The sequence below is a fragment of the Nonomuraea gerenzanensis genome (assembly GCF_020215645.1).
Classification (GTDB): Bacteria; Actinomycetota; Actinomycetes; order Streptosporangiales; family Streptosporangiaceae; genus Nonomuraea; species Nonomuraea gerenzanensis.
In genome coordinates this window covers 2,655,875-2,675,480 of record NZ_CP084058.1, presented here as the reverse complement: position 1 = coordinate 2,675,480, position 19,606 = coordinate 2,655,875, and the positions used below count along the sequence as shown (strand labels likewise).

Here is a 19,606-nt window from a genome sequence, read left to right as displayed (position 1 = left end):
TCTTGGGTCCGCCCGCGGCGGAGTCGGGGAGCGCCGTAGCGTAGGTGTCATGGGCAAGGCGTTCTGGATCGATCAGGAGTTCGACAGGGACCGTGACGGGCGCTATGCCGTACACGTGCGCAAGAACCTCGACGAGTTCGAGTTCGGCGACATCGCGCCCGTCCGGTTCGCGTGCACGGCGTGGGAGCTGGCCACGCCGCCGTCGCTGGCCCCCGGCTACGTGCGGTGGGACCGGCGCGTCCTGGAGGCGAGCTGTCACCGCAACACCTGGGACGGCACCCTCTACGCGCGGGTCAGGATCGTCTCCCCGCTGCCGGAGGAGCTGCGGCGCTCGCGGGCCTGGTGGCGCGACCGGGGCTGGCTGGGCTGGCAGGAGACCTTCGGCCAGTACGTCGAGCCGACCCAGCAGGACCTGGCCAGGCTGCCGTTCCTGCGGCCCTCGCTGCTCGTGGAGGCGCCGCTGCCGCTCGACGACCTGCCGCCGGAGCCCGAGGGCCCGCACATGGAGGTCGAGCAGAGCGCGCACCGCGCGGTGAGCGTGCTGGCCCGCGAGCTCAACGCGCTGGTGGCACCGGTGCTCGACCAGCTCGGTTAGAAGCGCCGCACGCCGTCGACCGGCTCGGTCAGAAGCCCTTCACCCCGTCGATCAGCTCGCGCAGGATGTCGAGGTGGCCGTTGTGGCGGGCGGTCTCCTCGGTCAGGTGGCCGATGATCCACCTGAGCGTGAGATGGTCGCCCTTGCTGTCGGCGACTTTGGAGCGCTCGTCCAGCGAGATGCCCTCGACCAGCTCGTCCACCCTGCGGCACTGGGCCTGGTACTCCTCGACGACCCGGGCCAGCGGGTCCCGCAGGGCGACGGTGAACTCGGCGTCGGGTTCCTCGTCCGTCCACGGGCCGCGGTTCGCGCCGCCGAGGAACATCACCTCGAACCAGTAGTACTCGTTCCACCGCAGGTGGTTGATCACCCCGGAGACCGTCATGAGCGGGGAGGTCGCCAGTGGCGCCCGCCTGGCGTCCTCGTCGCTCAGCCCCTCGCACTTGGCGACGGCGGTCGCCCGCGTGAAGTCGTGGAGTGCGCGCAGCGTGCTGCGTTCGTCCCAGGAGGAGGGGGTGTCTGTTCTCTGCATCGGACCAGCATGCCTGATCGTTCTGTGGGTAGCAGGGGCTCATGAGGATGGCGCTCGTCGTGCTGATGATGTCTCTCGTCACTGTGGGTTGCGCTCCGGACACGACCGCCCCCGCGCGGGCGGCCGAGCGCTTCCACGCCGCGCTCTCCGCGCACCAGGAGGAGGCGGCGTGCGCGATGCTCGCCAGGAAGACCGCCGACAAGCTGCCCGACTCCGGTCAGAGCTGCGCCGAAGCGCTGCGCGAGCTGGGGCTGGGCGCCGGCGGCCAGGTCACGCAGGTGGCCGTGTGGGGCGACGACGCCCAGGTCCGCCTGGCCGGCGACACGCTGTTCCTGCACCGCTTCAGCGATGGCTGGCGGATCAGGGCCGCGGGTTGCGAGCCGATGGGCGACCTGCCGTACGACTGCGAGGTGGACGACTGATGCGCGTGATGTTCACGCTGACCACACTGGTGATCGTGGTCGGGCTGGCCTGGTTCTTCGCCGTGGGGTGGTCGAAGCTGTGAGGTGGCTCAAGGAGAACTCGCTGGCGCTGGCCTTCCTGATCATGTTCCTGCTGGCCGTGGGCGGGCAGGCCGTGGCCGGGATGATGGAGTACAACGACCAGCAGGCGGCCAACGGATCCGAGCCGATCTCACTGCTGCAGTACGTGGCCTCGTCGGCGTTCGCGGTGAACGTGGCGGAGAACTGGCAGTCGGAGTACCTGCAGTTCTTCCTGTTCATCATGCTCACCGTCTGGCTCGTCCAGAAGGGCTCGCCCGAGTCCAAGGAGCCGCACAAGGCCGGGGCGGAGTCCGACGAGGACCAGCAGATCGGGCAGTACGCCGACGACGACTCCCCCGGCTGGGCCCGGGTCAGGGGGATCAGGCTGTGGCTGTTCAGCAACTCGCTCGGGCTGGTGATGGGGATCATCTTCCTGCTGTCGTGGCTGGCGCAGTCGGTGGCGGGGCAGGCGGCCTACAACGCCGAGCGGCTCGGCGACCTGCGGGACCCGGTGACGTGGGGCGCGTACGTGACCTCGCCCGAATTCTGGGACCGCAGCCTGCAGAACTGGCAGTCGGAGCTGCTGGCCGTGTTGTCGATGGTGGTGCTGTCGATCTACCTGCGCCAGCGCGGCTCGCCCGAGTCCAAGCCGGTGGGGGCGGCGCACACCTCGACGGGGGTCGAGGGCTGACCGGTGACGACGGCGACGACGCGGGTGCCCGGGGCGAAGGCGCCCCGGCGGGCGTGGCCGAGGATGCCGCAGAGCATCTTGGCCACGTAGATCCGCTCCACACCGTGCCGGGCGGCGAACTCGTCCAGGCCGGGCGTCGTACGGGCGTACCCGCCGAAGTGGTGGTCGAGGTCGATCGCCCAGTTTCGCCACGTACGCCCGTACGCCTCCCGCTGCAGCCTGGCCACCTCCCCCTCCAGGAACCCGGCCCCCTTCAGCACCGCGAACCCGAGCGCCCGCTTCCCGGCCGGCAGCCCCGCCGAGATGCCCGCCAACGTCCCCCCGGTCCCCACGGGACAGCAGATGACGTCGTAGTCCTCCTCGATCTCCCCCGGCAGCTCGGCGCAGCCGCGCACGGCCGCCGCGTTGCTGCCGCCCTCGGGCAGGATCGTCACGTCGCCGCCCCACCGCGCCCGCAGCCGCGCCTGCACCTCCTCGGTGTGCTTGAGCCGGTAGGTGGCCCGGTCGAGGTAGGTGAGCGTCATGCCGCAGGCCGCCGCGCGGGCCAGCGTGGGGTTGAGCGGGAGGTGCTCCTCGCCGCGGATGACCCCGATCGTCTCGATGCCGTGCCGCGCCCCCGCTTCGGCCACCGCCCTGATGTGGTTGGAGTGGGCGCCGCCGAACGTCAGCAGCCGGGCATGACCCAGGTTGTACTTGAGCTTGCGCGGCTTGTTGTCGTCGTGCAACAGGAACACCCGGACCTGACCGAGCCCTGGATCCAGGAGCTCCTCCATGGCGCTAGTCTACGGTCGGGCCCTTGTTGAGGAGTGTTTGATTATGCGCGTTGTTGAAGCTTTCACTGCCGCCTTCGGTGCGGCCCCCCGTACCGTGTGGCGTGCTCCCGGCAGGGTCAACCTGATCGGCGAGCACACCGACTACAACGACGGCTTCGTGCTGCCCTTCGCGGTGCCGTGGGGCGTGACGGCGGCCCTCACGCCGCGCGACGACGACACGATCCGCCTCCTCTCCCTCCAGTCCGACTCCGGCGCGCCCGTCACCATGACCGGCCGCGAGGAGTCCAGGGGCTGGACCCGCTACGTCGTCGGCGTCCTGGCCATGCTCGGCGACCGGGTGCGGGGCGCCGACATCGCGATCGACGGCGACGTCCCCTCGGGTGCGGGCCTGAGCTCCAGCGCCGCCCTGGAGGTGTCCGTCGCCTCCGCGCTCAACGACGTGCTCGACCTCGGCCTGACGCCGATGGAGCTGGCCCTGCTCAGCCAGAAGGCCGAGAACGACTTCGTCGGCATGCCCTGCGGCATCATGGACCAGGCCGCCTCGGCGCTGTGCGAGGAGGGCCACGCGCTCTTCCTCGACTGCCGCTCGCTCGGCTCCCGCACCATCCCGCTCGACCTGGCCTCCCACGGCCTGAGCATGCTCATCATCGACACGCAGGTGCACCACGAGCACGCCGGCGGCGAGTACGCCAAGCGCCGCGCCGAGTGCGAGTCGGCGGCCCGCAAGCTCGGCGTCGCCGCCCTGCGCGACGTCACCGACCTGGCCGGGGCGCTCGCGCAGCTCCAGGGCGACGAGCGCAAGCGCGTCGAGCACGTCGTCGCGGAGAACCACCGCGTGGAGGCGCTCGTCGGGCTGCTGCGCGCGGGCGCCGTCACCGAGATCGGCGCCCTGCTGAACGCCTCCCACCTGTCGCTCAGGGACCTGTACGAGGTGTCGTCGCCCGAGCTGGACGTGGCCGTGGAGGCCGCGATCAAGGGCGGGGCCCGCGGCGCCCGCATGACCGGCGGCGGGTTCGGCGGCTCGGCGATCGCGCTGGTGCCGCTGGAGCGCCTCGACAGCGTCAAGGAGTCGGTCTCGAACGCCTACGCCGAGCGCGGCTTCAAGGCGCCCCGCTTCCTGCCCGCCACCGCGGCCCCGGGCGCCCACCGGCTGGCCTGACCCCTGCCGGAGGGGCGCCGTCAGAGGGGCGGGAAGTTCGGCGGGCGGCGCTCCAGGAAGCTGGCGACGCCCTCCGCGAAGTCGGGCCGCCCGAACGAGGCGAGCATCTCCTGCGTGGCGGCCTTGGCGGACTCCTCCAGCGTGGCGTCCCAGTCGTGCCACACCTGCCGCTTGATGATCGCCATGGACGCGGGCGAGCTGTAGGCCGCCAGCTCCCTCGCGTACTCCTGCGCCTCCGCCAGCAGCCTGTCGCCCGGCACGGCGCGGTTGGCCAGCCCCAGCTCGCACGCCTCCCGCCCGGTGAACACCCGCCCCGACAGCAGGACGTCCATGGCCCGCTGCTGCCCCATGACGCGCGGCAGCACCCAGGAGAGCCCGTACTCGGCGATCAGCCCGCGGCGCGAGAAGGCCGTCGTCCACTTGGCCTCCTCGGCCGTGAAGACGAGGTCGCAGACGAGCGCGTGCACCATGCCGAGGCCCGCGCAGGCCCCGTTGACCGCGGCGATGATCGGCTTGCCGATGGTCGTGGGGAAGGTGTTGGGCCGGGGGTCGGGCACCTCGTCGTACGAGCCGGTCTGGATCGCACTCAGCGTCTTGAAGTCGGCGCCCGAGCAGAACCCCTTGCCGGCGCCGGTGACCACGACGGCACGCACGTCCGGGTTCTGCTCGGCCTCGGCCAGCAGGTCGAAGTAGCGCCGCCCCATGGCGTCGGTCCACGCGTTGAGCGTGTCGGGCCGGTTGAAGGTCAGCGTGAGCACGCCCCCGTCGCCGAGGGTCGAGAGCACTAGGTCCACCATGCCCTAACAGAACCATGTTCTAGGCGGGGAAGGCAAGGATGGCGCCCATGGAACGCGACCTGTCCTGGGACGGCTGTCACAATGTGCGCGATCTGGGCGGCCTGCCTGCCGCCGGGGGGCGGCGTACGCGCTGGGGAGCGGTGGTGCGCTCCGACACGCCCGACCGGCTCACCGAGCGCGGCTGGGCCGCGGCGGCGGCCCACGGCGTACGGACCATCGTGGATCTGCGCATCCCCGGCGAGCACCGCGCCCGCCCCGGCCTGCGCCCGCCCGGGATGACCGTCGTCAGCGTGCCGCTCGACAGCCGCGACGACCCGGACCACGGCCGCTACAACGGCACGCCCTTCTACCTGCGCCACCACTTCGAGAACCGGCCCGAGCGCAGCGTGCGGGTGCTGCGCGCCATCGCCCAGGCGCCGCCCGGCGGGGTGCTCGTGCACTGCGTGGCGGGCCGCGACCGCACGGGCCTGGTCGCCATCCTGCTGCTGGCGCTGGCCGGGGTCGCCCCCGAGCACATCCTGGCCGACTACGAACGCTCCGCGGCCCGCCTCAGCGCCCTGTACGCCCTCCTGGGGGAGCCCGACGACGGCCTGCGCGTCCAGGCCCGCCTGGCGGCGGCCGGCACCACGACCGCCGCCGTGGTCACCGAGCTGCTGACGGGCCTGGACGTCGAGGAGCGCCTGCGGGCGGGCGGCCTGACCGCGGCCGAGCTGGCCGCACTACGCGAGCGCCTGACGGAGGACGGCTCAGCGGTGGTGGACGAAGGCGGGCGTCAGGACGCTGGAGTCGTAGTAGCGGTGGAAGACGGGCGTGGTGCTGCCGGATAGCGGCGGCACGATCCACGACCAGTCGGCCGGGCAGACCCGCCCGGCGCCCTCCTCCTTCGCCAGGTGGGTCAGGAAGCGGCGCGACTCCGTGTGGTGGTCGGTCATCGTGACCCCGGCCCGCTCGAACGAGTACAGCACCGCCACGTTCAGCTCCACCAGCGCGTGGTCGCGCCACAGGGAGCGCTCGGTGGAGGTGTCCAGGCCGAGCCGCCGCGCCAGCACCGGGAGCTGGTCGTACCTGTCGCGGTCGGCGAGGTTGCGGGCGCCGATCTCGGTGCCCATGTACCAGCCGTTGAAGGGCGCGCAGGGATAGCAGATGCCACCGATCTCCAGGCACATGTCCGAGATGGCCGGTACGGCGTGCCACCGCAGCCCGAGCTCCTCGAACCACGGGTAGTCGGGATGCGCCAGCGGCACCTCCAGCACGGCGTCCCCCGGCACGTTGCACAGCAGCGGCTCGCCGAACGCCGGCTGGATGATCAGCGGCAGCACGTCGAACCGCCCGCCCCTGCCCCGCCACCCCAGGGCGCCGGCCGCCTTCGTGAGCGCGATGTTGCGCGGGTCCCCCACCACGCCGTCGGCCGTGCGGTAGCCCGCGTAGCGCACGAGCTGGTCGTTCAGCAGCCGGGGGCCGCGCAGGGCGGGGGTGTCGGGCGGCAGGACGGTGACCGTGGGCCTGATCTTGCCGTTCCCCGTGGCCGCGCGCAGGTGGGCCACGCACTCCAGGGCCACGCCCTCGGGCGTGCTCACCTGTCTGCGGTCGCGTACCCGCAGCGAGCGCCAGTACAGCCGCCCGATGCACCGGCTGCTGTTGCGCCAGGCCACCCTGGCGCCGAACTCGAGCTCCTCGTAGGTATGGGTGTAGGTCCCGTAGCGGGCCACGTCCCTGGCGATGTCGCGCAGGCGGGCGTTCAGACCTCCCGCCGCGGGATTCTCCGCATGGTAGAGCCTGATGAAGCGTTCCGCCTCGCGGAGGTCCGTGGTGCGCTCGATCACCGCCTGGGCGGCGAGCACGTCGAAGGGGCGAAGGTTCCTGATCCAGGTACGCACGCGGCAACCAGCACTTCTCCGTCATCGGAGCGTCCCGCCGATTCCGGGTCGGCGGCACCTCCTCGTGTTGGCGCCCTCTCCTCGCCACCGACACGACTTCCCGCGGCTCCGGCCTGAGTGACCGGCCCTCCTATTTTCCGTACGCCGCCCCGCTTTGTCCGGCGATCCCGAAAACGTGTCACCATCGAACTACAAGGCGTTAAGTGAGCCGCGCCCCTGGACGCCCCAGGGGCGCAGATTCGCCCTACTTGCTCCAGACGCAGGTGAGGTGGATGACCCTGCTGTGGTGCCACCGCTTGCCCACGAGCTTCTTCTTGACCACCTCGCGGGGCAGCTTCTTCGCCGGCACGCTGATCGACAGCCGGTCCCCTGGCACGACCGCCACGCCGTCCGGCGCGGCGAGCTCCGGCTCGATGTAGCGCGCCTCGACCAGCTCGGTCACCTTGGCCCTGGACAGCTTCACGACCTCGCCGTCGCTCATCCAGCACGTCAGCCTGCCGCCGTGGAACCCCGGCCCCTCCTCGAACGCGACGTCACCGTGCTTGCCGTGCTCGCCGTGCACCCTGACCGGGCCCTCGTCGGCCAGCGCAGAGCCGGCCATGACGCCGAGCCCGAGCACGGCGGACGTGGCGACGATCGCCAGGCGTCGCTTCAACATGGGAACTCCCTCCCCGAGACGATTCGACAGCCCCGAGGGTCGCCTCCCGCGCCTGAACGCAGCCTGAAGAGCGCCGAAGCCGTCTTCAGGCAGCCCGAAGATCGCCGAAGCCGTCTTCAGGTCCGTGCGGTCAGACCCGTCAGACGTAGCGGGCGCTGGTGCACACGGCCGCGGTCCCGCCGAGGCCGGGCGCCTTCGCGCAGGCCTTGTACCCGTACTTGTGGATGGACCGGTGGGCGTCGGTGTAGGTGGTGTTGCTGATCATCTTTCGCCGGCTCTCCCACTTCCTGGTGGAGGCGTTGTAGACCGACAGGAACAGGTCCATGCCGTTCGCGTTGGAGTTCTTCGGGGCGCGGGCCCAGAAGTAGCTCAGGCTCCCGTACTTGCCCACGCGCAGCTGGATCGTGAACGTCCGCTTGGAGACGGTGACCTTCTGCTCCACCACGGTGCCCACCGAGGTGGCGTTCGGCGCTACGGCGGAGTTCCAGTAGCTCGCCGCCGAGGCGGGAGTGGTGCTCAGCAGCGTGAGTGCGGTCAGGGCGGCGGCGGCCGTGACGCCGCGCGAAATCCAAGAGCTTTTCATGATCGCTTCCGTATCGGGATCTGCTGGTGTTCGGGAGCCAGCTCAGCAGAAGCCGGTATGCCGGAGGTATGCCGCCCGTCCGGCCCGGTAACGACCGAGGCCCCTCTCCTGAACTCAGGAGAGGGGCCTCGACGAGGAGCTCCCGCGATAGGACTCGAACCTATAACCTGCCGGTTAACAGCCGGCTGCTCTGCCGTTGAGCTACGCGGGATCGAACTTGTTTGCCCACTTCGCCGGGGCTCTTCGCCCCTTCGCCGTGCGCAGGAATAGATTAGCGCACTCCGGGAGTGCGTGTCGCATCGCAAGCGGGGTAGGCCCGGAGACAGCGGAGGTGCAAGATGCGTTATCGGATGACATTCGCTGTCGGCCTGGCCGTCGGCTACGTGCTCGGCAGCCGGGCGGGACACGAGAGGTACGAGCAGATCAAGCGGTCGGCGCAGCGCGTCGCCGACAATCCCCGGGTGCAGCAAGTGGCCGGGGTGGTCGGGGCGCAGGCGTCCAGGGTCGCGGGGATGGCCCGGTCAAGGATGGGGGACACGCTGCAGCAGCGGATCCCGTTCCTCCACTCCGACGGGCACCAGCCCGAGACCGGCACCGGCTGGCCCGACGAGGACGTCGCCGACCAGAAGGCCCGTGAGAGCGGGATCCCCTATTGATCACCTGCTGATCGACGCACACGCGGGAGCGGCATGGGCATCACAGGCCTCACACCCCCGCACGCCTGAGACCCGGGCCCATGCCGCACCGCATCACCCTCGTCTGCGTGAGCCGCGCTCAGACGCCCATGCCGCACCGCATCACCCCCACCTGCGTGAGCCGCTCTCAGACCCCCATGCTGCGCCGCACGCCCTCCAGGGCCTGCTCCGCCTGGGCACGCAGCCCCGGGTCCGCCGGGTCGAGCCCGTCGTCGAAGACGAGCGTCCAGCCGAGCACCTCGCCACCGGGCGGCCGGCGCGCGACCAGCCGCACCCCGCCCCTGCCGGGCAGGCTGACGTGCTTGTTGACCACGATCGTGGAGTTGACCCGCTCGCGCACGGTCTCGGGCAGCATGCGCGGCTCGGAGATCCGCTCGAAGTGGCGGGCGCCGCCGGTGGTGAGCACGCGCACCCCCTCCTCGTCCCACGACGCCTTGTCGATCTCCTCGTACGGCACCCGGGTCCCGTCGGACAGGTGCAGGGCGAGAGTCGTGGCCACCACATGGCCGTCGGCGCCCTCGGCGAAGGTCAGCACCCGCTCCCCCCGCTCGATGGTCAGTGACTTGCGCACGTCGGCGGGCAGGCGACGGAAGATGCTCATTCCCCTACGTTATCGGCGAGCAGATCCAGGGTGAGCGCCGCGCTCCAGGAGAAGTCCCGGCAGCCCCGGCCGCTGCCGTCGAAGGGGTCGAAGCACTCGCGGAAGCCCGCCTGCCGGACCAGGCGCAGGGTGCCGTTGGTGAGCTGCTGGCCGAGGTGGTCCAGCGAGTGCACGGCGGCGGCGCGGCGCAGCAGCCAGTTGGTGTTCACCCAGGAGGGGCCGCGCCAGTAGCGCGTGCGGTCGAACTGGGAGGCGCGGATCTCGCAGCTCGGCACGGGATAGCCGGTGGCGCCCATGAACCTGGCCGACTCCAGCATCTCCACGGCGGCGTGCAGGCGGTCGGCGGGCAGGCCCGGGTCCAGCAGCGGCCCGAACGCGCCGACGGTGCACACCCGGATGAGCCGCCCGGCCCGCAGGTCCCTGGAGTAGAAGCAGCCGTCCCACAGGCGGTCGAGCATCGCCTGCCTGAGGCGCTCGGCGTGCTCGGCGTGGGGCACCGGGTCGGCGCCCGCCAGCGGGGCCAGCTCGGCCATGGCCTGGCAGGAGGCCAGCCAGATGCCGTTGAACATCGGGTCCTCGACGGCGAACGGATGCTCGTCGCGCAGGTACTCGTGGCTGTAGCCGGCGTCGCGGTAGCGCATGGCCAGCCAGACGTAGCGGTCGTGGTCGCTGTCGGGGTGGCGCTCGTCCATCTCGACGTTGCGGTAGCCGTACCTGATCACGGGCAGCGCGTCGAGCGGCGCGTCCCAGGCGGGGCTGTCGTCCATGCCCGACTCCCAGGGGTGCACGATCGCGGCCAGCCCCGCGCCGCCGAGGTCGCGCGCGGTGGCGAGGTACTCGTGCTGGGCGGCCAGCGCCGGGTACGCCTTCCTGACGAACGCGGCGTCGCCCGTGTGCCGGTAGAGCCACCACAGCGCCAGCGCGTGCAGCGGTGGCGAGGTGAGCCCCGAGGTGAGCACGTGCGGCGCGGCGTCGTGCTCCTGCGAGCGCCACACGGACGGCCCGGGGAAGTACGCCTCCCGCGTGTGGAAGACGATGTGCGGCACCATCCCTGTCGCCCACTGCCCCCGCAGCAGGCTGAGCAGCTCGTCGCGGGCCCGGTCCGGCCGATGCCTGGCCAGGCCGATCACGACGAACGCGGAGTCCCAGCTCCACTGGTGGGGATAGAGCCCTGGTGCGGGCACGGTGCCCGCACCCGTCCAGTTCGCCTCGAGCACGGCCAGCGCCTCACGCCCGAGCGCGGCATCGTCTACCGCGGGCCGCGCCTCCATCACCCAACTATGACTGGGGAAGTGTCAGGAAGCTATGTCCTCTTGAGCCACTTCGACAGGAACATGACGCCGAGCACGACGGCGCCGATGACGAGCCCCCACTTGAGCAGCGTGAGAGCGAAGCCCACCAGGGGGCCGAGCAGCATGAGCGCGGCCACGACGGCCGCCACGATCAGAAGTATGCGTCCCATGCACAAGACGCTAAGAGATCGTTAAGCGGTTTGCAGGCGACCCGGGGTTCAATCAGGGACAAGTCAGGGGTACCCCCGAGCCAAAGGAACTAAAGCCCGCGAACCCGCCGTTAGGCGGGTATAACGGGGGCATCGGGGGGCCTCTTCACGGGGAGCGTGATGAGCCTGGGACCACCAATGAGCAGGGAAGGCGCAGAGCATGCGCTTCGTGCCCGCGCGGACGAGCGCGACCGTATCTCAGGCGACCTGCTCGATCTCGAATCACATACCACCTACCAGCTGATCAAGGGGGCGTCCTTACGGGGGGCGACCGAGCGGCGCTGGGCCTGCGCTCAGGAGGCACTGACCGCGCTCTGGTCGCTGAACGACGCCTACCGCGCGGTGCTGCGTGAGGCCGAGCAAGTCAGGGCCGCCCGCGCCCGCCTGGGCGCCGACCAGCTCGCCCGGCTCACGGAGCTGCTGGGAGGCGCGTCCGTGGTGGTGCGCGCCGCGGCCAAGCCGGTCGAGCAGCGCTCGCTGCTGCCCCAGGCGGACGAGCGGCTGACGCTGGACGAGGCCGTGACGCGGATGGACACCGCCTTCCGCGAGGTCACGGGCACACTCAACGACATCGACGCCGTGTGGAACTCGGTGCTGCCCCGCCTCGACGACGCCGAGGCCGACCTGCGCCGGATCAGAGAGCTGGAGCGCGAGCTGGGCGAGACGACCGGCCCCGCCGACCAGGAGGCCGAGCTGCGCCGGATCCGCGCCACGGTGGTCGAGGACCCGCTGGGCGCCTCCGTCGAGCAGGACCTCGACCGCCTGGCCCGCCTGCTGGCGGGCCTGCGCGCCGAGGCCGAGCTGGCGCTCGTGGTCAAGGGCGAGTACGCCAGGCGCCGCGAGAACCTGCTGGCCGCGCTCGACCAGGTGCGCGCGGCCGAGAGCGAGACCAGGCTGGCGCACGGCGCGGTGGTCGTGAAGATCGCCCTGCCGCCGCAGGCGCAGCCGCGCAGCAGGGTGGACGGCCTGGCCGAGGCGCTGGACGCGCTCGACACCTCCGCCGACACCTGGGTGCAGCGCGCCAAGCGGCTGGCGGCCCTGGAGCAGAACGCCCGCACGGCCGCCGAGCAGGCGCTGGCCACGGCCAAGGCGCTCTACGGGCTGGTCGGCCGGCGCGACGAGCTGCGCGGCCGGCTCGGCGCCTGCCAGGTGATGGCCGTGCGCAAGGGCCTGGCCGAGGATCCGGCCGCCCTGGAGCTGTACGAGCGGGCGCGCGCGCTGTTGTGGAGCGCGCCCTGCGACCTGACGAGGGCGGCCGCGGCCGTCGAGAACTACCAGCGCGCGATCTCCGGAGGTACGCGATGACCCGCTGCGCGCAGCCCGGCTGCACCGGGACGATCGAGGAAGGCTACTGCGACCTCTGCGGCCACGCGGCGGCCTCGTCACCCGCCCACACCCCGGCACCGTCCGCGTCGCCGTCCGCGTCGCCCTCGGCGCCCGTGCAGACCCGCCCCGTGAGCAGCAGGCCGGTGAGCGGCCCGGTGAGCAGCGGCAGGTCGCGGGCCGGCGTGCTGGCCACCGTCGCCGACCTGCCCTCCGTCCCCTACCGCGACCCGGCCACCGCCGTCATGGCGGACCCGGAGGTGCCCGAGGACAAGCGCTACTGCGCCAACCCGGCGTGCGGCAAGCCGGTGGGCCGCTCCCGCGACGGGCGGCCGGGGCTGACGGACGGGTTCTGCCCGCACTGCCGCACCCAGTTCTCCTTCACCCCCAAGCTGGACAAGGGCGACCTGGTCGCCGGCCAGTACCGGGTGCTGGGCTGCCTGGCGCACGGCGGGCTCGGCTGGATCTACCTGGCCTCCGACGAGAACCTCGACGGCCGCTGGGTGGTGCTCAAGGGACTGCTCAACACCATGGACCCGGAGGCGATCGCGGCGGCGGAGGCCGAGCGCAAGTTCCTGACCACGCTCGACCACCCGAACATCGTCAAGATCCACAACTTCCAGCGCTCCGCCGGTCACGGCTACATCGTCATGGAGTACGTCGGCGGCCAGTCGCTGCACGAGCTGCGCCGCCAGGGCACGCTGCCACTGCGCGAGGCGCTCATGTACGGCAGGGAGATCCTGCACGCGTTCGCGTACATGCACGAGAACCAGAAGGTCTACTGCGACCTCAAGCCCGCGAACGTGATCCGGGTCGGCAAGCGGCTCAAGCTCATCGACATGGGCGCGGTGCAGCCGTTCGGCTCGCCGGTGGGCTCGTCGTGGGGCACGGTCGGCTACCACGCCCCCGAGCTGGACACGATGCCGGCGTCGGTGGACACCGACCTCTACACCGTGGCCAGGACGCTGGCGGTGCTGGCGGTGCCGGGATGGAGCCCGGCCAAGGGCGGCGTGGCCAGCCCGCTGCCGGTGGACTGCGGGCATCCGTCGTTCACGCGGCTGCTGCACAGGGCCGCAGCCATCGACCCGGCCGAGCGGTTCCAGAGCGCCGAGGAGATGGAGGAGCAGCTCGTCGGCGTGCTGCGGGAGGTCAGCGCGCTGGAGGACGGGGTGCCCTACCCCGCGCTCTCGACGTTGTTCGGGCCGGAGCGCAGGGCGGTCGGGACGGCGCTGGCGGAGTCACGGCAGGAGGTGTTCGGGCCGCTCGACCCGGTGGCGGCGGCGCGGTCGCTGCCGGTGCCGCTGGTGGACCCGCTCGACCCGGCGGCGGGCTCGCTGGCCGGGCTGATCGGGCGCGACGGCAGGGAGCTGATCGACCAGCTCGCCGCCATGCCGCCGACCCCCGAGACCAGGCTCATGCGGGTCAGGCTGCTGGCCGAGTCGGGCGCGGCCGAGGCGCCCGCCGCGCTGGACGAGCTCGACCGCGAGCTGCCGGGCGACTGGCGGGTCACCTGGTACCGCGGGGTGCTGGCGCTGTCCACCGGCCAGGCGGGGCAGGCGGTGCACCACTTCGACGCCTGCCTGTCCACGCTGCCGGGCGAGACGGCGCCCAAGCTCGCGCTGGCGTTCGCGCTGGAGCTGGCGGGCAAGCCGGCCGCCTCCTGGTACGACCTGGTCTGGCGGACCGACCGCGCCTACGTCAGCGCGGCGTTCGGGCTGGCCAGGTCGGGCCGGATGGGCGCGCTGGACGAGGTGCCCGCCTCGTCGGTCTACCGGGTGGCGGCGCAGGTGGCGCTGGCGGCCTCGGTGGTGCGGCGGCCCGATCCCGGCACGGTGCGGGCCGCCGACCTGGTGGGCGCGGTGGAGCGGGTGACCAACCAGGCCGACCTCGATCCGCGCCGCCGCGACCTGCTCGTGGCGGAGGTGCTGAGCGGGGCGCTGGCCTGGCTGGAGAACAACGCGCCGCCGCCCAAGGACGTGCGGCTGGCCGACGCGCCGTTCACCGAGACGGGGCTGCGGCGGCGGCTGGAGTCCCTCTACCGCAGGCTGGCGGTGGCGGCCGAGTCCCGCGCCGAGCGGCACGCGCTGATCGACCAGGCGAACGCCGTACGGCCGAGGACGTGGCTGTGAACACGGACGCGGGCGAGGGCGCAGGCACCGCTGCGGGCGCGGGCGCGGACACCGGCACGGGCGCGGACACCGGCGCGGACACCGGCGCGGACACCGGCGCGGACACCGGCGCGGACACCGGCACGGCCGCGGGTGTGTGTCCGGTGTGTGAGGCGCCGGTGCTGCCGGGCGACAGCTACTGCGAGGCGTGCGGCCACGCCCTGGGCGCCCCCGCCTGCGCCACGTGCGGCGCGGCGGCCGTGGACGCGGAGGGGTACTGCGAGCGGTGCGGCGCCCGCCAGCCCACCGGCCGCGACCACGCCGAGCTCGTGCTCCCCGGCGGCGCGGGCAGGCAGGCCGCGGCGCTGACCGACAAGGGGCTGCGGCGCGGGCGCAACGAGGACGCGATGGCGCTGCTGGAGGCGGACGGCACGGTCGTGACCGTGGTGTGCGACGGCGTCAGCAACTCGCCCAGAGCCGACGAGGCCTCGGCGGCGGCCGTCGAGACGGCCTCGGCCGCCCTGGCCAGGGGCCTGCCGCACGAGGAGGCGTTCGAGCTGGCCGGCCGCGCCGTGACCAAGCTGGCGACCTCCCTGGACGACGCCCCCGCCTGCACCTACATCGCCGCCGTCGTGCGGCCGGACGGCGGGGTCACGCTCGCCTGGGCCGGTGACACGCGGGCGTACCTGCTGCCTTCGGGCACGCCGCTGACGCGGGACGACACGGTGGAGACCGGCGAGATCACCGCGTGGCTCGGCGCCGACGCCGAGGACGCGGGCCCGCACGTCCGCACGCTCGCCCCCGGCACGCCCGGCCTGCTGCTGGTCTGCAGCGACGGCCTGTGGCGCTACCTGGACGGCTACGACTTCCCCCGCACGGGGACCCCCCTGGAGCTGGCCCGCGAGATGTTGCGCCACGCGCTGAGCCGCGGCGGCCAGGACAACGTGACGATCGCCTTGATCCCCCTAGGAGAAGCGCATGGGTGACCAGCCCGCTTTCACGCTGAACATCGACCAGAACAAGTACCTCCCCCTTGACGGCCGTGAGGTGCACGCCATCCTCACCATCGGCTCCACGGGCGCGGCGGTCACGCAGTCCGTGCCCGCCGAGGCGGCCGAAGTGATCATCATTGACACGTCCGGCTCGATGAGCGGCAGCAAGATCCGCGAGGCGCGGCAGGCGGCGGCCGCCGCCGTGCGGACGCTGCGCGACGGCGTGTACTTCGCGGTGGTGGCCGGGACGGAGCGGGCCACGGTCGTCTACCCCGGCGGCAACGCCAACCTGGTCAAGGCCAACGGCGCGACCAGGGCCGAGGCGGAGCGGGCGATCAGCCGGCTGACCGCGCACGGCGGCACCGCGATCGGCGAGTGGCTCAAGCTGGCCGGGCACCTGCTCACCGCGCACCCCTCGGCGATCAGGCACGCGATCCTCATGACCGACGGGCAGAACAACGAGCGCCCCGAGGTGTTCGCCTCCGTGCTGGCGGGGTGGAGCGGCAAGTTCGTCTGCGACAGCCTGGGCGTCGGCGAGGACTGGGTGCCGGCCGAGCTGCGCAAGGTGGCCGAGGCGATGCTCGGCTCCTTCGACTACGTGCGCAACCAGGGGGACCTGCCGGAGTTCTTCCGCCGGCTCACGCAGACCTCGATGAGCAAGACCGTGGCCGAGCTGTCGCTGCGGGTGTGGGTGCCGCAGACGGCGCGGCTGAAGTTCGTCAAGCAGGTCTCCCCCACGCTGCTCGACCTGACCGGCAAGCGCACCGACGTCAACCCGCTGACCGGCGACTACCCGACCGGTTCCTGGGGCAACGAGGAGCGCGAGTACCACGTCTGCGTCGAGGTGCCGCCCGGGCAGATCGGGCAGGAGATCAGGGCCGGCTGGGTCAAGCTGGTCCGCCCCGACACGCAGGACGTCCTGGCCACCGGCAACGTGCTGGCCCAGTGGACCGACGACCTGGCGCAGTCCACCCGCATCAACAGGAAGGTCGCCCACTACACGGGCCAGGCCGAGCTGCACGAGCTCATCCAGGACGGGCTCAGCCTGCGTGCCATGGGTGACGTCGAGACCGCCACCGCCCGCCTGGCCAGGGCGCGGCAGCTCGCCGAGGACTCGGGCCGCGAGGACACCGCCAGGCTGCTCGACAAGGTCGTGGAGGTGGACCCGGCCACGGGCACGGCGCGGCTGCGCAGGAACGTCGACAAGGCCGACGAGATCGAGCTGGACGCCGGCTCCGAGCGGACGAGCCGGCTGCGCAAGGAAGGAAGCTGATGGCGACCTGCCCGCAGGGGCACCAGTCGGGCGCCGACGACTACTGCGACGTCTGCGGCACCCAGCTGGCCGCCCCGGCGCCCGCCTCCCAGCCCGCCCCGGCCCCTGCCGCGGGGCCTGCTGCGGGATCCGCTGCGGGATCCGCTGCGGGGTCCGCGCCCGCCGCGGCGCCGGCCGAGGCGTGCCCGATCTGCCAGACGCCGCGCGCCGGGCAGTTCTGCGAGGTGTGCGGCCACGACTACAGCGGCAGCGCCGCCCCCGCCCAGGCTCCGGTGATGGGGGCCGCCACGGGCGCCCGGTGGGAGGTCGTGACCGCCGCCGACCGCACGTACTACGAGAAGGTGATCGCCGAGGGCGGTCCCGACGCCGCCGCGATGGCGTTCCCGCCGTACTGTCCCGAGCGGTCGTTCGCGCTGCACGGTGAGCAGGTACGCATCGGGCGGCGCAGCCGGGCCAGGAACCTGGCGCCGGAGATCGACCTGACCGGCCCGCCGGAGGACCCGGGCGTCTCGCACCTGCACGCCGTGCTGCTGGCCCAGCCGGACGGCAGCTGGATGCTGGTCGACCCGGGCTCGTCGAACGGTACTCAGGTCAACGGCAAGGTGCTGAAGGTGAACGTGCCGGTCAGGGTCGGCCCAGGCGACCGGATCCACCTGGGCGCGTGGACGGTGATCACGATCAGGGAGGGCACGCCGTGACCGTGGTGCAGACGGCGCCGGCCGCGCCCGTACCGGCCTCCCCCGCGCCCGCCCCGCCGGCGCGGCGCAGCGTGCCCGGCAGGATCCGAATCATCTCCGGCGTCACCGTCGCCTCGCTGGCCCTGCTCTTCGCCGCGCTGGCGGTCGGCACCTCCAGCGCCCGCGAGGGGCTGCGGGTCATCGGCCGCGACGCGGGGCCGCAGGTGGTCGCCACCGCCGGGCTCTACCTGGCGCTCAGCGACATGGACGCGCAGGTCGCCAACGTCCTGGTGATGGGCGAGTCCGCCGCCGAGCAGCGCCGGGCCGCGCTGGAGCGCTACGACGAGCGGCGCGCCCAGGCCAACCGGACGCTGCTGCAGGCGTTCGAGCTGTCCGGTGACAACGCGGCCGAGCGCAGCACCGTGCAGTCGGTGCTCGACGGGCTCGGCCGCTACGAGCGGCTGGCCGGCCGGGCGTTGCTGCTGAACGAGCAGTCGAGGCACGCGCCTGGCCCGCCGCCCGAGGAGGTGGTGCGGACCTATCGCCAGGCCACCGACCTGATGCGGATGGTGCTGCTGCCGCAGGCCTACAACCTGACGCTGGAGAGCGGCACGATCGTGCGCGCCACCTACGACGCGAAGACCGTCGTGGGGCCGCTGATGCGGGTCGCGGTCGTGCTGGCCGGGCTGGTGGCGCTGGGCTGCCTGCTGTGGCTGCAGCTGTTCCTGGCGCGGCGCTTCCGCCGGGTCTTCGGGCCCGCGCTGCTGGTCGCGACGGTGACGACGGCGGCGGCGCTGTTCTTCGGGACCAGCGTGCTCGCCCAGGACGAGGCGGACCTGCGCACGGCCAAGTCGGCCGGGTTCGACTCGGTGCTGACGCTGGCCAAGGCGCGGGCGATCAGCAACAGCATGCAGGGCGACCAGAGCCGCTACCTGCTCGACAAGGGGCGGGCCGACACCTACGAGCACACCTTCCTGGACCGGTCGCTGGCGGTCATGTACACCGACGCGGGCAACCTGCGGGAGTACCACACCGCGGTGGCCGGCAGCTCGACCGGCTACCTCGGCCTGCTGGGGCCGGAGCTGGTCGGCAGGCAGGGCGAGGAGGTGGCCCGCGCGTACCGGAGCTTCCAGGAGGCCGACAGGGCCTTCCGCGACCTCGCCGCGAGCGGCAGGACCGGCGAGGCGGTCGCCGCGCGGCTGGGGCCGGTCATGACGGCGTTCGACGCCTACGACCGAGAGCTGACCGAGCTGGCCGGCACGCACCAGCAGGTGTTCGAGCGCTCGATCAGGAGCGGCGAGGGCGCCCTGGACAACCTGTGGCGGCTGCTGCCGTTCGCCATCGGCGCGATCGGCGTGCTGATGGTGGCCGGCGTGTGGCCACGACTGAAGGAGTACCGGTGAAGCGTGTGCTCGCACTGTTGCTGGCCCTGGCCTGCGTCGCCGTGTCGGGCTGCGGGGTGGGCGGCACGGAGACGATCCTGGACAAGGACGAGCTGGTCATCGGCGTCCGTTCCGACCTGCCGTCGGTCGGGTTCCGCAAGAGCGACGGCACGTTCGAGGGCTTCGACGTCGACGTGGCCCGCTACCTGGCGGCCAGGCTGGGCAAGGACGTCTCCTTCCTCGGCGTGCTGGCCGCCGAGCGGGAGAAGGTGCTCATGGACGGCCGGGCCGACCTGGTGGTGGCCACGTTCACGATCGACCAGGACCGTAAGCGCAGGGTGCTGTTCGCGGGGCCGTACCACATCTCCTACCAGGACATCCTGGTCCGGCCCGACGAGCGGATCGCCGACGTGCGCGACCTGGAGGGGCGCCGGATCTGCGAGGTGCAGGGGTCGAACGCGGCCCAGCGGGTGGTGACGGAGCGGGGGGTCAAGGCGGAGGTCGTGCCGTTCCCCGACTACAGCCGCTGCCTGGCGGCGCTGAAGAGCAAGCAGGTGGACGCGGTCACCACCAACGACGTCATCCTGGCGGGGCTGGCCGCCCGTGACGGGTCGGGGCTGCGGCTGGCCAACGCGCTGTTCAATGAGCAGCGTACGGGGGTCGGCCTGGCCAGGGGCGACGTGCCGGGCTGCGAGGCGGTGAACCGGGCGATCACCCGGATGTACCAGGACGGGACGGCGCAGAAGCTGCTGCGCAAGTGGTTCGGGGCGGCGTGGCTGGACCGCGCGATCGTCGCGGTGCCGCAGTTCGAGGGCTGTTCGTGAACGCGCGGCGAGGTCGGCCCCGCCAGGGCCGCTCGTGAACGCGCGGAGGGGACGGCCCAGGCAGGGCCGTCCCCTCCGGCGCG

The 19,606-nt window shown here is 72.5% G+C and carries 23 protein-coding genes and 1 tRNA gene; 13 read left to right on the top strand and 11 right to left on the bottom strand.

Annotated features, from left to right (window positions below; genetic code table 11):
- Positions 1-49: 49 nt before the first annotated feature.
- On the top strand, positions 50-595 hold the full coding sequence (locus tag LCN96_RS12875; RefSeq protein ID WP_225272829.1) for a hypothetical protein: 546 nt from the start codon (positions 50-52) through the stop codon (positions 593-595).
- Positions 596-623: 28 nt separating this feature from the next.
- Here LCN96_RS12875 and LCN96_RS12870 read toward each other — a convergent pair whose 3' ends face one another.
- A complete protein-coding gene (locus LCN96_RS12870) occupies positions 624-1,127 on the bottom strand; it encodes a DinB family protein (protein ID WP_225272828.1) in 504 nt (167 codons plus the stop codon).
- 41 nt (positions 1,128-1,168) lie between these two features.
- Here LCN96_RS12870 and LCN96_RS12865 point away from each other — a divergent pair, with 41 nt between their 5' ends.
- Together LCN96_RS12865 and LCN96_RS12860 are read left to right on the top strand one after the other, a co-directional pair.
- On the top strand, positions 1,169-1,549 hold the full coding sequence (locus LCN96_RS12865; RefSeq protein ID WP_225272827.1) for a hypothetical protein: 381 nt from the start codon (positions 1,169-1,171) through the stop codon (positions 1,547-1,549).
- A gap of 79 nt (positions 1,550-1,628) precedes the next feature.
- Complete coding sequence (locus LCN96_RS12860) at positions 1,629-2,300, top strand: DUF6766 family protein (RefSeq protein WP_225272826.1); 672 nt, start codon at positions 1,629-1,631, stop codon at positions 2,298-2,300.
- Here the strand turns inward: LCN96_RS12860 and LCN96_RS12855 are convergent.
- Positions 2,225-3,073, bottom strand: a complete 849-nt coding sequence (locus tag LCN96_RS12855; protein WP_225272825.1) for a 1-aminocyclopropane-1-carboxylate deaminase/D-cysteine desulfhydrase — start codon at positions 3,071-3,073, stop codon at positions 2,225-2,227. The genes LCN96_RS12860 and LCN96_RS12855 overlap by 76 nt on opposite strands.
- Before the next feature lie 43 nt (positions 3,074-3,116).
- Here LCN96_RS12855 and galK point away from each other — a divergent pair, with 43 nt between their 5' ends.
- Positions 3,117-4,232 (top strand): galactokinase, encoded by a 1,116-nt coding sequence (galK, locus tag LCN96_RS12850; RefSeq protein ID WP_225272824.1) that lies wholly within the window; start codon positions 3,117-3,119, stop codon positions 4,230-4,232.
- Between the two features lie 20 nt (positions 4,233-4,252).
- Here galK and LCN96_RS12845 read toward each other — a convergent pair whose 3' ends face one another.
- The gene (locus LCN96_RS12845) at positions 4,253-5,029 is read right to left on the bottom strand and encodes an enoyl-CoA hydratase-related protein (RefSeq protein ID WP_225272823.1); all 777 of its coding nucleotides are present in this window, start codon (positions 5,027-5,029) and stop codon (positions 4,253-4,255) included.
- A 47-nt stretch (positions 5,030-5,076) separates the two neighbouring features.
- Here LCN96_RS12845 and LCN96_RS12840 point away from each other — a divergent pair, with 47 nt between their 5' ends.
- Positions 5,077-5,856, top strand: coding sequence for a tyrosine-protein phosphatase (locus LCN96_RS12840; RefSeq protein WP_225272822.1), 780 nt, complete (start codon positions 5,077-5,079; stop codon positions 5,854-5,856).
- On the opposite strand, the gene LCN96_RS12835 is transcribed toward LCN96_RS12840, so the two are convergent.
- From LCN96_RS12835 to LCN96_RS12820, 4 genes are all read right to left on the bottom strand, one after another.
- Positions 5,776-6,906, bottom strand: coding sequence for a nitric oxide synthase oxygenase (locus LCN96_RS12835; protein WP_225272821.1), 1,131 nt, complete (start codon positions 6,904-6,906; stop codon positions 5,776-5,778). The two genes, LCN96_RS12840 and LCN96_RS12835, sit on opposite strands and share 81 nt — an antisense overlap.
- A gap of 244 nt (positions 6,907-7,150) precedes the next feature.
- Positions 7,151-7,564 carry a hypothetical protein gene (locus tag LCN96_RS12830; RefSeq protein WP_225272820.1) on the bottom strand — a complete coding sequence of 138 codons (414 nt, stop codon included), beginning with the start codon at positions 7,562-7,564 and terminating at the stop codon, positions 7,151-7,153.
- A gap of 139 nt (positions 7,565-7,703) precedes the next feature.
- Positions 7,704-8,147: a hypothetical protein gene (locus LCN96_RS12825; RefSeq protein WP_225272819.1), complete on the bottom strand. Its 444-nt coding sequence runs from the start codon at positions 8,145-8,147 to the stop codon at positions 7,704-7,706.
- Positions 8,148-8,286: 139 nt separating this feature from the next.
- Positions 8,287-8,358, bottom strand: a tRNA-Asn gene (locus LCN96_RS12820).
- A gap of 127 nt (positions 8,359-8,485) precedes the next feature.
- Here LCN96_RS12820 and LCN96_RS12815 point away from each other — a divergent pair.
- Positions 8,486-8,803: a YtxH domain-containing protein gene (locus tag LCN96_RS12815; RefSeq protein ID WP_225272818.1), complete on the top strand. Its 318-nt coding sequence runs from the start codon at positions 8,486-8,488 to the stop codon at positions 8,801-8,803.
- A 166-nt stretch (positions 8,804-8,969) separates the two neighbouring features.
- Here the strand turns inward: LCN96_RS12815 and LCN96_RS12810 are convergent, their stop codons facing one another.
- The 3 genes from LCN96_RS12810 to LCN96_RS12800 are packed head-to-tail and all read right to left on the bottom strand — an operon-like array spanning position 8,970 to position 10,905.
- Entirely contained in the window at positions 8,970-9,443 is a 474-nt protein-coding gene (locus tag LCN96_RS12810) for a hypothetical protein (RefSeq protein ID WP_225272817.1), read from the bottom strand.
- The gene (locus tag LCN96_RS12805) at positions 9,440-10,714 is read right to left on the bottom strand and encodes an amylo-alpha-1,6-glucosidase (RefSeq protein WP_225272816.1); all 1,275 of its coding nucleotides are present in this window, start codon (positions 10,712-10,714) and stop codon (positions 9,440-9,442) included. The genes LCN96_RS12810 and LCN96_RS12805 overlap by 4 nt, the downstream gene beginning before the upstream one ends.
- A 32-nt stretch (positions 10,715-10,746) precedes the next feature.
- Positions 10,747-10,905, bottom strand: coding sequence for a hypothetical protein (locus LCN96_RS12800; protein ID WP_225272815.1), 159 nt, complete (start codon positions 10,903-10,905; stop codon positions 10,747-10,749).
- A gap of 177 nt (positions 10,906-11,082) precedes the next feature.
- On the opposite strand from LCN96_RS12800, the gene LCN96_RS12795 reads away from it, so the two are divergent.
- Complete coding sequence (locus LCN96_RS12795) at positions 11,083-12,249, top strand: coiled-coil domain-containing protein (protein WP_225272814.1); 1,167 nt, start codon at positions 11,083-11,085, stop codon at positions 12,247-12,249.
- 43 nt (positions 12,250-12,292) lie between these two features.
- Here the strand turns inward: LCN96_RS12795 and LCN96_RS12790 are convergent, their stop codons facing one another.
- Entirely contained in the window at positions 12,293-12,463 is a 171-nt protein-coding gene (locus LCN96_RS12790; RefSeq protein ID WP_225272813.1) for a hypothetical protein, read from the bottom strand.
- On the opposite strand from LCN96_RS12790, the gene LCN96_RS12785 reads away from it, so the two are divergent.
- From LCN96_RS12785 to LCN96_RS12760, 6 genes are read left to right on the top strand one after another with little or no spacing between them, the layout of a single operon-like run.
- Positions 12,453-14,396, top strand: a complete 1,944-nt coding sequence (locus LCN96_RS12785; RefSeq protein WP_225272812.1) for a serine/threonine-protein kinase — start codon at positions 12,453-12,455, stop codon at positions 14,394-14,396. The two genes, LCN96_RS12790 and LCN96_RS12785, sit on opposite strands and share 11 nt — an antisense overlap.
- Entirely contained in the window at positions 14,387-15,361 is a 975-nt protein-coding gene (locus LCN96_RS12780) for a PP2C family serine/threonine-protein phosphatase (RefSeq protein ID WP_225272811.1), read from the top strand. Before LCN96_RS12785 ends, LCN96_RS12780 begins: the two co-directional genes overlap by 10 nt.
- Positions 15,354-16,640, top strand: coding sequence for a vWA domain-containing protein (locus LCN96_RS12775; RefSeq protein WP_225272810.1), 1,287 nt, complete (start codon positions 15,354-15,356; stop codon positions 16,638-16,640). Before LCN96_RS12780 ends, LCN96_RS12775 begins: the two co-directional genes overlap by 8 nt.
- Positions 16,640-17,338: an FHA domain-containing protein gene (locus LCN96_RS12770; protein WP_225272809.1), complete on the top strand. Its 699-nt coding sequence runs from the start codon at positions 16,640-16,642 to the stop codon at positions 17,336-17,338. Before LCN96_RS12775 ends, LCN96_RS12770 begins: the two co-directional genes overlap by 1 nt.
- Complete coding sequence (locus LCN96_RS12765) at positions 17,335-18,720, top strand: hypothetical protein (protein ID WP_225272808.1); 1,386 nt, start codon at positions 17,335-17,337, stop codon at positions 18,718-18,720. Before LCN96_RS12770 ends, LCN96_RS12765 begins: the two co-directional genes overlap by 4 nt.
- The gene (locus LCN96_RS12760; RefSeq protein WP_225272807.1) at positions 18,717-19,523 is read left to right on the top strand and encodes a transporter substrate-binding domain-containing protein; all 807 of its coding nucleotides are present in this window, start codon (positions 18,717-18,719) and stop codon (positions 19,521-19,523) included. The genes LCN96_RS12765 and LCN96_RS12760 overlap by 4 nt, the downstream gene beginning before the upstream one ends.
- The last annotated feature ends 83 nt before the right edge of the window (positions 19,524-19,606 follow it).

Coding starts and splice junctions, on each gene's coding strand:
- LCN96_RS12845 (WP_225272823.1), bottom strand. CDS start 5,029: ATGGTGGACCTAGTGCTCTCGACCCTCGGCGACGGGGGCGTGCTCACG.
- LCN96_RS12770 (WP_225272809.1), top strand. CDS start 16,640: ATGGCGACCTGCCCGCAGGGGCACCAGTCGGGCGCCGACGACTACTGC.
- LCN96_RS12840 (WP_225272822.1), top strand. CDS start 5,077: ATGGAACGCGACCTGTCCTGGGACGGCTGTCACAATGTGCGCGATCTG.
- LCN96_RS12805 (WP_225272816.1), bottom strand. CDS start 10,714: ATGGAGGCGCGGCCCGCGGTAGACGATGCCGCGCTCGGGCGTGAGGCG.
- LCN96_RS12810 (WP_225272817.1), bottom strand. CDS start 9,443: ATGAGCATCTTCCGTCGCCTGCCCGCCGACGTGCGCAAGTCACTGACC.
- LCN96_RS12795 (WP_225272814.1), top strand. CDS start 11,083: ATGAGCAGGGAAGGCGCAGAGCATGCGCTTCGTGCCCGCGCGGACGAG.
- LCN96_RS12870 (WP_225272828.1), bottom strand. CDS start 1,127: ATGCAGAGAACAGACACCCCCTCCTCCTGGGACGAACGCAGCACGCTG.
- LCN96_RS12775 (WP_225272810.1), top strand. CDS start 15,354: ATGGGTGACCAGCCCGCTTTCACGCTGAACATCGACCAGAACAAGTAC.
- galK (WP_225272824.1), top strand. CDS start 3,117: ATGCGCGTTGTTGAAGCTTTCACTGCCGCCTTCGGTGCGGCCCCCCGT.
- LCN96_RS12825 (WP_225272819.1), bottom strand. CDS start 8,147: ATGAAAAGCTCTTGGATTTCGCGCGGCGTCACGGCCGCCGCCGCCCTG.
- LCN96_RS12830 (WP_225272820.1), bottom strand. CDS start 7,564: ATGTTGAAGCGACGCCTGGCGATCGTCGCCACGTCCGCCGTGCTCGGG.
- LCN96_RS12855 (WP_225272825.1), bottom strand. CDS start 3,073: ATGGAGGAGCTCCTGGATCCAGGGCTCGGTCAGGTCCGGGTGTTCCTG.
- LCN96_RS12865 (WP_225272827.1), top strand. CDS start 1,169: ATGAGGATGGCGCTCGTCGTGCTGATGATGTCTCTCGTCACTGTGGGT.
- LCN96_RS12815 (WP_225272818.1), top strand. CDS start 8,486: ATGCGTTATCGGATGACATTCGCTGTCGGCCTGGCCGTCGGCTACGTG.
- LCN96_RS12800 (WP_225272815.1), bottom strand. CDS start 10,905: ATGGGACGCATACTTCTGATCGTGGCGGCCGTCGTGGCCGCGCTCATG.
- LCN96_RS12875 (WP_225272829.1), top strand. CDS start 50: ATGGGCAAGGCGTTCTGGATCGATCAGGAGTTCGACAGGGACCGTGAC.